This is a genomic window from Aerococcus sp. 150760013-2, from assembly GCF_053627715.1.
The window spans coordinates 1-12,194 of sequence record NZ_JBSEYI010000022.1 but is presented as its reverse complement, the minus strand read 5'-3'; the positions used below and the strand labels follow the sequence as shown (position 1 = coordinate 12,194).

Sequence of the window (12,194 nt, the reverse complement as noted above, 5' to 3'; positions counted from 1 at the left end):
TAAAAAATGAATAATGGAAAAGAGTATAAAAAAACCAGGTAATCTAATGATTACCTGGCAGATATTACTCATCAGTCCTATTTGACGAAGAGCCGCCTAATTTCGTTTTAGTCCCTATCATCAAAATATTCTGATAATATTTTGCGATACTTTCGTTTACACTTAGCGATTAATGAATGAACCTGTTTTCTGGTAAAGCCCGTGAGTTTTTCCATCTCTTCGTAAGAAAAACCTTTTTTGAAATAACCATATGCCGTTCTTTCCATATCAGACAAACTTTTCTCGTATCTATTAATTGTCTCATTGAAGAGATATACATATTCAGGTGGAAACTCTTTGGTTCTCAATCGGTTTTCTATATTGTTTTCTTCACCTTCACTTGCAAATAAATCTAGCGAACGTTCCACTTTGAAATTAGCAATCCGTTTATCCGTCATGTGCATCCGGCGAATATCGAGCAACCTATTTTTGAATACATTCGCAAAGTAAGTTGTAAAGGCTGCCTTACTATTGATGCGATATGTTTGAACAGCTTGTACTAGACTAATTCTAGCTTCTTGATAGTAATCATCATTTTCCAAAATATACTTAGGGATGCGCCAACGGTTAGCATATAAGGTAGGTAAGACTTCTTGGTATAATGCATCAAATATTTCCTCAGTAAGTTCATTTTTACCCTGCAACACTAAATCCAATACCTGTGACTGGTCTTTACTTTGTTTCTGCTTTGCCATAGATTTGTCCTCTCCAAATAGACCACCCAGGCTCAATCCAAAAGACCAAACGCACCAAAATCCTACTATTCACTTTTCTTGTCAATTAAATCTCTATAAAAGTCATTTAATTTATCTAGCTGATGGACTGACCATGGTATGGATCTTTGATATTTGTTGTATTCATAATCATTACCACCATGTGCAATTTCCGCGTTGGTTTTTTGCACATCTCTATATAACTCTTGTGCTGATTGCCTTAAAGCACCTTTTTGGAAAACAATTCGCTGTTCAGCTAAATCACTTGTCGCAACCGTTACGTTATGTAAAGGGCTCACCAAATCAACTATCATCTCTTCGATATATGAATCAGCGGTTTGTCCTTCACTCGTAAAGACGACATGTAAGTTAAATTGATCATAGGATTTAGAAATGCCTGGGACAAACATGGCATCAAAAATCACCCACGTTTCGATATCATGATAGCCTACATAGTTAGAAAGGGTTGCTAATAACAAGTCTCTTGCAGCCTCAATTTCATCTCGATTTTTCAACTTTACAAGTAAAGGCCAAGAGCCAATCATATTGTAGCCATCAACGATTAACCGTTCTTTTCTTAGTACCATGTCACCCCTCCTTTCTTCATCAACTTACTATAAAATCAATTCACTGATTAGCTATTACCCATACGACTTTGATAAATCTGGTACATTAATAACCCTGCTGCTACACTAGCATTTAAACTTTGAACGTGACCACGCATTGGAATGGTAATCATACCATCAAGATGTTTCTTCACACCTGGTGATACGCCTTTACCTTCATTACCAATCACAACAGCAATTGGGAGCGTCGCATCCATTTGCCACATTGATTGACCCTTCATATCGGTACCAAATACCCATACACCACGTTCTTTTAACAGATCAATGGTTTTAGAAATATTGGTTACACGTACAACGGGTACATGCTCAATCGCACCAGTTGAAGTTTTGGCAACAACTTGCGTTAACCCCACAGCGCGACGGTTTTGAATAATGACACCATGAACCCCTGAAGCATCAGCTGTTCTTAAAATAGAACCTAAGTTATGCGGATCTTCAATACCATCTAGGACTATGATAATTGGGTCTTCATTCGCTTCTTCAGCTTTTTTGAAGATATCCTCTAGTTCAGCGTATTTGTATGCTGCAATAGCCATGACAACACCCTGGTGATTGCCGCCATCAGAAAGGGTATCTAATTTTTCCTTTGGTACATTAGATACCAAGATATTTCGCTTGTTGGCTGCTTTTAAAATAGCTTGGGCGTTCTTCTCGTTTAAGCCAGTTTGTAGGAAGACTTTATTCACATCATGGTCGCCTTCCAATACTTCCATAGCGGCATGGAAACCATAGACGAAATCAGGAGATTGATCCAGTTCTTCTTCATTATTTGTACTACGGGGTCCTCTATCTCTGTTTTGTTGTCTTTGATTGTCTCTAGCCATTTTCTTGCTCCTCTTTTTGTGCATGTTGAATGTATTGAATACAGAAAGCTGCAATTTCCTTAAAACGGTTTTGATCATTTAAATAGGCAAAACCCATCAAAGCTTCAAATCCGGTTGCAATTCTATACGTATGAATATCTGCGTTTTTAGCGCTTGAGTGACTTTTGGCATTGCGGCCTCTTTTAAAGATTGTCATTTCATCTTCAGTAAGGAACCCTTCCTCAGCTTGCATCGCTTCAACTAATAGCGCTTGCCCTTTTGCAGACACAAATTCAGTCGCTGCTTTATGTAGATCTTTGGGTTTCGTTAGACCACTTTGAACCAAATGGTCGCGGACTACTACCTCCCAAGAAGCATCGCCTAAATAAGCCAAGGTTAGGCCACTTAGTTGTTTTATTTCATTTTTCGTTAAAGACTTATTCTCTGACATTTAGTCGACTCATTTCTGTATTGATTTTCATTAATATAGACTGCAACTAGGATTGCGCACGTTTCCAACGCGTACCTTGGGCAGTATCATCAAGGATAATGCCTTCAGCTTTTAATTGATCACGAATTTCATCCGCACGGGCAAAGTTTTTATCTGCACGAGCTTGATTACGTTCATCGATTAAGGCTTGAATATCATCCGCTAACAACTCTTTTTCATCTGATAAAGTGACCCCAAAAATCGTTAATAAGGCTGTAAACGACTCTTTGAAAGCTTCAAGAATTGGCACGGATACTTCTTTTTGATTTGTATACACATTCATATCACGCATCAAACGATAAACCACAGTTAAACCATTAGGTGTATTAACATCATCATCCATAGCTTCCACGAATTCATTCTCTAAAGCTTTGATTTGTGGCAATACTTTCGCATCGTTATCTAAACTCTCTTTAGCATCTTCAAAACGGTAATTTAAGTTCACATAAGCAGTTTTCAAGTTGTTTAAGTTGTTGGTTGCATCTTGAATATTTTCTTCATTGAATCTTAAAGGCGACCGGTAATGTGCTGAAGCTAAGAAGAAGCGAACCACTTGTGGATCGACTTGTTGGATTAGGTCATGCGCTAAGACAAAGTTGCCTAAAGATTTAGACATTTTTTCATCGTCATCACCCATTGTTACAAAACCATTATGCATCCAGTAATTGGCAAAGGTATGACCTGTATGTGCTTCGGATTGAGCAATCTCATTCTCATGGTGAGGGAAAGTTAAGTCATGACCACCTGCATGGATATCTAACGTATCGCCTAACAGTTTCGTTGCCATCACAGAACATTCAATATGCCAACCAGGGCGACCTTCCCCCCAAGGAGAAGTCCAAGAAATTTCACCAGGTTTAGCTGACTTCCATAAAGCAAAGTCTACAACATCTTCTTTCTTCGATTGGCTGTCTGCCTCTAAACGTTCAGATGCCCCCGCCCGTAAATCATCAATATTTTGATCAGATAACTGACCGTATTTCTCAAATTTACGCGTTCTATAGTACACATCACCGTCCACTACATATGCAAAGTCTTTATCAACTAAATCAGCCACAAACTGAATGATATCATCCATATTCTCCACAACACGTGGATTTTTAGTAGCACGTTTAACATTTAAAGCATCGGTATCTTCATAGAATGCTTCAATATACTTATCCGCAATTTGTTCAGGCGTTAACCCTTCTTCATTAGCGCGGTTAATAATCTTATCATCCACATCCGTAAAGTTAGAGACATATTTCACATCAAAACCGCGGTATTCAAAGTAACGACGTACTGTATCAAAAGCAACAGTAGACCGGGCATTCCCAATGTGAATGTAGTTATAAACAGTAGGACCACATACATACATCGAAATACTTCCTGGCACTAATGGTTTAAACTCTTCCTTCTGATTGGTTAATGTATTATAAATTTTTAACATAATTTTGCCCTTCCTATGTCCGATAATTTGTTCAGCGATGAAGCAAACGGTCTATTCGAGGCGATACGAATAAGTCGTTTGCATGCAAGTAACGAGTTGTTTCGTATAGGCTCATTATAGAAGCATTTTGCAAAAAAATACAAATCGCCATTTTTTGAATTATGGCAATTTAATGAGAGTGAGTGACACCCATTAATCCTTATCATTCTAACATATTTGACAGTATTGTAGAAATGAATGAAATATTTAAATAACTTATATAAGATATTAATGTTGAAAAATAGTTACTAGCTTTTCAAAATCGTTCATTTTATATAATATAAGTTGATTTATTTAAAAAACACCCATTTTTATCTCATTATAATTTAATAGTTAAAGTTCAAAACGTTGATCTAACGGTCTTTTAAACTTTTTGTCTTTTTAAAAATGCATAAAAATCGCGATTAATAATATTTTCAGACCTTCAAAGGGAGCCAAATCGCCGTATTAATGCCTAGTTCTTTTGTAGATAAGGGCCATTTTAGGGCGTTGAAAAAAGAAAAGATACCATCTTTGTTTTTATTAATTTGCCTTACTATGTCATCGGACTTACTTTAATCAGAATTTTCAACTAATATAGGATACTCAAGCACCTGGTCTCAGCAATTTACAATTAAAAAACGCCTCCCAATAATACTAGGAGACGTTTTTTAATTGAGTTATATTGATTCACTTTAAACCTGGTAGTTTAAAGCCACTAGATTATTCTGCAGTTGGTGCGCCTTCCCATACTGGGATTGACGAACCTGCTGACATTTCGTCGATGATTGCTGCAACTTCGTCTGTTTGATAGTATTCAAGGATTGTCTTATATACTTCATTGTCTGTTTCGTCTTCACGTACTGCGATGACGTTGTAGTATGGTTTTGATGATTCTGCGACTGGCTCTAGGTAGATAGAGTCTTGTGTTGGCACGTAACCTGCGTCGGTTGCCATGTCGTTGTTGATTAATGAGATATCAACGTCAGCTAAGGCACGAGCTGTTTGGTTGGCTGCCATTTCTTCAAATTGTAAGTTTTTTGGATTTGAAGTAATGTCACTTGTTGTTGGTAATAGACCTTTTGATTCGTCTAATTCGATTAGGCCTGCTGTTTGCAGTAACAGTAAGGCACGCGATCCGTTTGATACGTCGTCTGGAATAGCGACTAAAGCGCCGTCTTGTAATTCATCTAAAGAGTCGATTTTCTCAGAAAAAACACCCATCGGATTTAAAGTGGTATAACCTAATGTGGTATTAGAATAGCCACCTTCTTCATTGATTGAATCCATATAGATTTCTGTTAAAGCGGAGTGCATATCGATTGAACCATCGTCTAATGATACGATTGGTTGACGGTAATCAGTGAATTTCACTAATTCAATTTCAATGTTTTCTTTTTCTAGCAATTCTTCTTGTAGGTACTCCCATTGATCATTTTTATCACCAACGACACCTAGTTTTACTTTAGTTGTTTCTTCACTTTGACCACAAGCAGCTAATACTAAGACTACTAGTGCCAATCCCAATGCACGGAAAATTTTCTTCATAATATTGCCTCCAAATGATTTTTTATCATTCATTTATTGTAGGAAAAACCAATCATGATTGCAATTCAATCGAGATACTAGATTACCATTATCCTTGATAGCCTATTACTATCAATATTTGGGTATTTTCTGATATAACAGTGTACGCTTATTTACATGTCATCACATGTGTATTAATCATATACCTCTATTTATCGCTGTTAAACGGGGTATTTGTTATGATATAAGGCGATATTCTTATAGAAAATTAGCTATATGGAGTTCTATAAGTCATGCGACTTAGCATATTAAAGCCCTATTTAGATCAAATAAAAAAGCAACATGTATTTATATAAATACTAGTTGCTTTTTTCTATTGGTCTTATTGATATCCTACATTTCACATTGAATAGCTGACTTGACGGTAGCGAAACATGTGGGCCACTTGCTGATCAGATTGAACGCCATATTTGTTTTCCTCGGAGTAGGCTTCGTGCCCTTTACCAGTAAGTACTAATAATACCGGATTTGGGGACATTTCTAAGGCTAACTCAACTGCTTCAACCCGGTCTAGTGCCATAGCCATAGAGTCTAACCCATATTGGGTTACGTATTCTAGATATATATCGGCCATGACTTGTTTGGGGACACCATTTAAGTCGTCAGTGGTTAGTATGGTTAGGTCGGCCCCAGTTTGCGAGGCGGACACCATTTGCGGGAATTTCTTACTGTCTCGTTGCCCCCTAAAACCAAAGATATGAATGATATCATAGTTTGGATATTGGTCGTTCAGGGTTGTTAATAAGGCTTCAATGGCATCCGGCGTGTGGGCATAATCGACGACCATTTCATTACCATCTGCTAGTGGATAGTATTCTAAACGGCCTGCAATTCCCGCAAAGTCTGCGATTGCGTCGTTGGTATTGCCAGCGTCTAATCCTAGGTCAACCATGACGGTTATGGCTAAAATCAGGTTTTCTTGGTTATAAACACCTGATAAGGGCGCTTCGATTGCTTCAATTTGTCCGCCTTGTCCATTGAAGGCAACAACTGCTGTGTCGGTTGTTTTATCTAAGACATAACCTGTCGCACCTTTCTTAGTATCTACGGTTAAGACTTGTTTACCACTTGCTTCTAGTTCTTTGGCTAGGCGGTTGCCCCACATGGTATAGCTATTGATGACGCCCTTCCCGTCCGGTTTCATTAAGCTGAATAGGGATTTCTTGGCTTGGTAATAAGCTTCCATGGTCTTGTGGTAGTCTAAATGGTCGTGTTGTAGGTTGGTAAATAAGGCATAGTCAAATTGCATCCCTGCCATTCTATATTGGTGGAGACCTTGACTAGAAGTTTCAATAACCACTACATCGTCATTTGACCGGGCTAGGGATGCTTGAATTTCTGTCGCACTTGGCGTGGTTAATTTGCTTTCATACCGTTGGCCGTTGATCTCATTATAGACGGTCCCAAAGTAAGCTACTTCAAACCCCGCTTTCTTTAGTAAATGTTGCAAGAATAAAGCGGTTGTCGTTTTGCCGTTAGTTCCTGTAATGCCGATAACCAATTTGTCTTGACTAGGATTGTGGTAAAAAGCTGATGCAAGTAGGGCTAAACTCTCTCTAGCATTATCCACTTGGATAAAAGGTACGCTGGTCCTAGCGGTTAAGTCAGATTCAGTCACAATCAAGCTAGCGCCGCGTTCAATGGCATTACCGATATAGACTTCACCGTCAGTGGCATAACCGGAAATGGCGACAAATAGATGGCCATTGGTTACTTGTAAGGAGGATTCACTAATGCCGGTAATTTCAAGTTGCTCTACATCTGCTGGTAAAGGATTTCTAGCTGTTACACCACTTTGTTCAAGTAATTCATAGACCTTCATATTCATTCACCTTTCTCTTTCACTTATTTGTTGTTAGCTATATATTGGGCTATATAGATGGAGAAAGTGTGAAGAAAGATAGGCTAAACTACTGTCTATTCAAGATGAATTATTCGAGAAATACACCTATTTATTAACTTTCTTAAGAAATGTATAGCAAAATTTAAAGGTAGATAAAAAGGACCAATGACTTTCTATATTAGTCATCCGTCCCTTATCTTTATATATCTATTAAGTTTATGATTATTTTTGGGCTAAGTATTCATCTCTTAGTAAAGAAAATACCACTGAATCTGATGGCCCACTATCTAGTTGTTCATCTTGTCTAAGAATCCCCTCTTCAGTAAAGCCCAAACGTTTTGGAATCGCTTGGCTTTTATGATTGGTAACCGCTGCTTGAATTTCTACACGATTTAAGGCTAAGTCATTAAAAAGATAATCAAGTAAGAAAGCAACAGATTTGGTCATAATCCCTGAACCTTGGAATTCCTCTCCTAGATAGTAACCTAGTGAGGTCGACTTGTTGAGGTGTTTAATATAATGCAAACCAAGCACACCAGCTAGTTGACCTTCAAACCAAATCCCACATTGAAAACCATCGTTATTGGCAAATTGTTGTAGCCCCTCTTTAATAAAAGGTAATTCATCTTCTGTAGCTTTCATGAATTTCACCCAAGGTAAGTACTCACCGAGGTAATCACGTGAATGATCAATTAACTTGTACAAAGCTTCTGCATCACGCTCTTCTAATATTTTGATTGATAATTTGTCATCAATTGGGGTTTGAAACATGCCACCACACCTTTCTGATTTTCTTTATATCGTAACACCTTATATACTTTTTAACCGAGCAAATACAGCCTGTCTATCTAGCGTTCCTAAACTTGTATCATTTTCCGTGATTTCAACCATCTCATCAGTTGCTAGTAAGGCGTATAAATCCTTTTGATGACTAGCGATATCAATTTGCGGATAATCTGGATGGTCCCCGGAAATTGGCTGAATATCTGATCGGAAGATATTTAAGCCAAAGACATCTTCTTTTTCTTGGTTAAATAAGGAAGCCACTACCTGGTTTTCTGGATTTGTCAGAATTTCCTGAGCAGTATCCACCTGAACTAAACGGCCCTGGTTCATAATCCCGATTCGGTCAGCTAATTTAATGGCTTCATCCATATCATGTGTGACAAATAAGATGGTTGTCTTCAACCGCTGATGAATATCGACTACGAGGTCTTGTAACTGGTTACGCGAAATTGGGTCTAGGGCTGAAAAAGGTTCGTCCATTAAAATAATATCCGGTTCAGCTGCAATCGCACGTAAAATACCAATTCGCTGTTGCTCCCCACCAGATAATTCATCAACTGGTCGGTTCCGGTAAATTTCGGGATCTAAGCCTACTAAATTGAGTAGTTCGTCAATTCTAGCTACACGTTTCTCTTTTGGCCAACCAATCATTTCTGGAATAACATCAATATTTTCACTAACATTCATTGTTGGGAAAAGAGCAATCTTTTGTAAGACATACCCCATATTCCAGCGCATCTGTTCAATATCATGATCTTTAATCTTTTGCCCTTTAAAGTAAACATCTCCACCTGTTGGCTCAGTCAAGCCATTCACCATTTTAAGGGATGTCGTTTTCCCACTACCTGATGGACCCACTAAGACAAAAAATTCACCTTCATGAATGGTTAGGTTCAAGTCATCAATTACACGTTTGTCTTCATATACTTTCTCTACATCTTTAAATTCGATTATGTTGGCCATTATGCATCCTCCCCTATTAAGCCCTTGTCGACTAGGAAATCATGGGCTACTTGGCTAGGCTCTTGTCCTTCAACGTTTACAGCATAGTTCATTTGAATCATCTCATCTTCGGTTACTAACCCACTTAATTTGTTTAGGGATGCCACAATTTCTGGATGGTCTTCAGCGAAGTCTACATTCATCAATGGACCTCCTTGATAATTAGGGAATAGTCCTAAATCATCTTCAAGCGTAACCAAATCATACTCTAAAATTTGACTATCAGTTGAATAAGCATCAATCACATTGACTTCATTGTTATTGATTGCATTGTATCTAAGCGCGGGTTCAAGACTTTTCACTGACGGGAAGGTCAACCCGTATAATTCTTGAATACCAGCATAGCCATCTTGACGGTCAATAAATTCTAACGTAAAGCCAGCTGTGATCTCGTCTTCAACTTTCGCTAGATCTGAAATCGTTTCTAGATCATTCTCCTCTGCAAAAGCACGTTTCACGGCTAAAGCATAGGTATTTTCAAAAGAAAATGGTTCTAGAAAAGTCATATCATACTGTTCTTTTAATAAGTCACGCGCTAATTGATAGGTATCTGCTTGGTCGAAGTTGCTTGTATCCGTAGCTTCATCTACGTCAACTAAACTTTCAAGGACTGTACCTGAAAATTCTGGATAAATATCGATTTCATTATTGTCTAAAGCAGAAAAGAGAAAGCTTGTTTTACCAAAATTACCTTTTACATCAACATTGACATCGTCATTATCTGCTTCAATGATTTCTTTATACATATTAATTAGAATCTCTGGTTCTGACCCTAATTTACCGGCGATAGTGACATTCGTTACTTGACCAGTCAATCGTTGCGCTAATATTGGCCCACCAATTCCTACAAACAAAACAAGCAAGCTAATCAGAATGGTTTTCATTTTTTTATTTTCCAACCACTTAATGAGGGCACCAAAAACAATCGCTAATAAAGATGATGCGATGGCACCGATAAGGGTTAAATTGCTGTCATTTCGGTCGATTCCTAACATAATCAAAGACCCAAGCCCACCAGCTCCGATTAAAGTCGCTAGGGTCGCTGTTCCGATAGTTAATACTAACGAGGTCCGAATACCTGAAATGACCACCGGCATGGCAATCGGTAATTCCACCTTAAACAGACGTCTTCGTCTAGGCATCCCAAAAGCGATTGCAGCTTCTTCAATTGTCGGGTCAATTTCTACAAAACCTGTATAGGTATTTTGTAAGATAGGCAAAATAGCATATACAACTAAGGCGATAAGTGCAGGTACTGAACCTATCCCTACTAAGGGAATTAACAATCCCAACAAGGCCAATGAGGGAATCGTTTGTAAGATACTAGCAAATTGTAATACGGGTTCCGCATATTTACGGTGGTCACTCAGCCAAATGGCTAGTGGAATTGCAATAACACAGGCGATGAACAAGGCAAGTAAAGAAATAGCCATATGTTCGTAAGTAGCAGTGAATAATTGGTCTTTACGTTCCATTAACGTTAAGAAAAAATCGTTCATGATAACTCCTTTCAAGTTACAAGGTGTATGTAGATGATTTAAAATTGCGCATGATAGAATTGTGTCATCACCAGGTAAATGATCTCGGCAAAAATATCACTCGTATGTTATATTATCGCATAAAAAACCAATAAATACATTGCAATAAGTCTGTGTTTTGACTGACTTTTTTGCCCAAAGTCATCTTTTTAAATTTATGCATTCACCGCATCAAAAAAGAGCCATGCAAGCATGACTCTTCTGTAGGTATTCACAAGTATTATATGGATTGAATACCGTATTCTTTTATATAGAGTTTCTGTGCCACAATAGGTGAAATAATTGAGGTAATAATACATACCATCATGATAATAGCTGTAGCACTTGCTGATTGATCAGCAAATACCAACGGCAAAGCAGATGCAATACTAGCAGGATTGGCTACTGACATGCCTGCTACATTCCAAATAGCTTCACCATCTACCCCTGCGTTTTGTTTCATAATGTAGCGGTCAAATGGCATTAATGGTAACAGTAAGACCATAAAGATTCCGGCCATCAAAATACGTGGCAAACCTGCAGCGACAGCTGATTGAGTATTCATCGCTGCACCTAGGTTCCAGCCTATGAAAGGTAGTAAACGACCAATCATCGGCCGTTAAAATACTTAATAAAATTAAAGGTGCAAAAGGCATACCAATTAGGCCCATAATACCGTATACGGCGCCAAACTGTTTATCCCCATAACTTGAATGAATAGCTAGTGCTACCGCTGGGTTTAAAGAGTAAATCACACAAGCGAAAGCCAATAAGTTGATGCCAAAAATGCCATCTAAGCCGAACAACCAATAAAAAACTAAAATATAGATTGTTGAAATAACTAATTTAAACAGAATTATCGGCAAATGACGTTTTATTAAAGGTACAATTTGTTTTAAATCTAAACTTGTCCCCGCTGAAAATACCAATAGTCCAATAACAACGTTGGTCCCCATTTGAAACGTTTGTTGTGTTGTACCACCGATTGCATCATACATATTAGGGAAGATAGACACTAATACTAGTGATACTACCAAGGGAATCAAAAACATCCCTGCAGGTACTTTATTTATTTTCTTAAACATATATAAACCTCTCTATAAGCATTTTTAATGGAAACACCACAATTACGCTATCATATATTGCTTTCAATCCTGAGTCAATAGCAATTGTCAGTTTTTCATACAGTAATTTGGTATTTATGACTAAAATTGCAAACATCATAGCTATAAAAATACCCCTTAAATTGGTTCTTTTACAAATAGTGTTGGTAAATAATTTCAAATATCACGAATACGTTATTTAGTATTTATTAATATGTAAATAAGCTTCAAAGAGAAA

The 12,194-nt window shown here is 37.7% G+C and carries 12 protein-coding genes; all 12 read right to left on the bottom strand.

Annotated features, from left to right (window positions below; genetic code table 11):
* Positions 1 to 107: 107 nt before the first annotated feature.
* The 12 genes from ACUW85_RS09355 to ACUW85_RS09300 all read right to left on the bottom strand — a co-directional run bounded on the left by ACUW85_RS09355 (position 108) and on the right by ACUW85_RS09300 (position 11,938).
* The gene (locus ACUW85_RS09355; RefSeq protein WP_016897297.1) at positions 108 to 734 is read right to left on the bottom strand and encodes a sigma-70 family RNA polymerase sigma factor; all 627 of its coding nucleotides are present in this window, start codon (positions 732 to 734) and stop codon (positions 108 to 110) included.
* A 65-nt stretch (positions 735 to 799) separates the two neighbouring features.
* Positions 800 to 1,339 carry an NYN domain-containing protein gene (locus tag ACUW85_RS09350; RefSeq protein WP_003140992.1) on the bottom strand — a complete coding sequence of 180 codons (540 nt, stop codon included), beginning with the start codon at positions 1,337 to 1,339 and terminating at the stop codon, positions 800 to 802.
* A gap of 47 nt (positions 1,340 to 1,386) precedes the next feature.
* Positions 1,387 to 2,202: a 23S rRNA (guanosine(2251)-2'-O)-methyltransferase RlmB gene (gene rlmB, locus ACUW85_RS09345; RefSeq protein WP_048729758.1), complete on the bottom strand. Its 816-nt coding sequence runs from the start codon at positions 2,200 to 2,202 to the stop codon at positions 1,387 to 1,389.
* Complete coding sequence (locus ACUW85_RS09340; protein WP_149256082.1) at positions 2,195 to 2,632, bottom strand: Mini-ribonuclease 3; 438 nt, start codon at positions 2,630 to 2,632, stop codon at positions 2,195 to 2,197. Before ACUW85_RS09340 ends, rlmB begins: the two co-directional genes overlap by 8 nt.
* Positions 2,633 to 2,678: 46 nt before the next feature.
* Positions 2,679 to 4,100, bottom strand: coding sequence for a cysteine--tRNA ligase (cysS, locus tag ACUW85_RS09335; RefSeq protein ID WP_182023680.1), 1,422 nt, complete (start codon positions 4,098 to 4,100; stop codon positions 2,679 to 2,681).
* A 741-nt stretch (positions 4,101 to 4,841) separates the two neighbouring features.
* Entirely contained in the window at positions 4,842 to 5,666 is an 825-nt protein-coding gene (locus ACUW85_RS09330; protein WP_048729766.1) for a MetQ/NlpA family ABC transporter substrate-binding protein, read from the bottom strand.
* Positions 5,667 to 6,045: 379 nt separating this feature from the next.
* The gene (locus tag ACUW85_RS09325; protein ID WP_182023682.1) at positions 6,046 to 7,533 is read right to left on the bottom strand and encodes a Mur ligase family protein; all 1,488 of its coding nucleotides are present in this window, start codon (positions 7,531 to 7,533) and stop codon (positions 6,046 to 6,048) included.
* A gap of 237 nt (positions 7,534 to 7,770) precedes the next feature.
* On the bottom strand, positions 7,771 to 8,319 hold the full coding sequence (locus tag ACUW85_RS09320; protein WP_149315153.1) for a GNAT family N-acetyltransferase: 549 nt from the start codon (positions 8,317 to 8,319) through the stop codon (positions 7,771 to 7,773).
* Positions 8,320 to 8,358: 39 nt separating this feature from the next.
* Positions 8,359 to 9,297, bottom strand: coding sequence for an ABC transporter ATP-binding protein (locus ACUW85_RS09315; RefSeq protein WP_182023684.1), 939 nt, complete (start codon positions 9,295 to 9,297; stop codon positions 8,359 to 8,361).
* The gene (locus ACUW85_RS09310; RefSeq protein WP_149256076.1) at positions 9,297 to 10,835 is read right to left on the bottom strand and encodes an ABC transporter permease/substrate-binding protein; all 1,539 of its coding nucleotides are present in this window, start codon (positions 10,833 to 10,835) and stop codon (positions 9,297 to 9,299) included. Before ACUW85_RS09310 ends, ACUW85_RS09315 begins: the two co-directional genes overlap by 1 nt.
* Before the next feature lie 259 nt (positions 10,836 to 11,094).
* Positions 11,095 to 11,418, bottom strand: a complete 324-nt coding sequence (locus ACUW85_RS09305; protein WP_259345420.1) for a 2-keto-3-deoxygluconate permease — start codon at positions 11,416 to 11,418, stop codon at positions 11,095 to 11,097.
* Positions 11,327 to 11,938, bottom strand: a complete 612-nt coding sequence (locus ACUW85_RS09300) for a 2-keto-3-deoxygluconate permease (RefSeq protein WP_259345421.1) — start codon at positions 11,936 to 11,938, stop codon at positions 11,327 to 11,329. Before ACUW85_RS09300 ends, ACUW85_RS09305 begins: the two co-directional genes overlap by 92 nt.
* Positions 11,939 to 12,194: the final 256 nt, after the last annotated feature.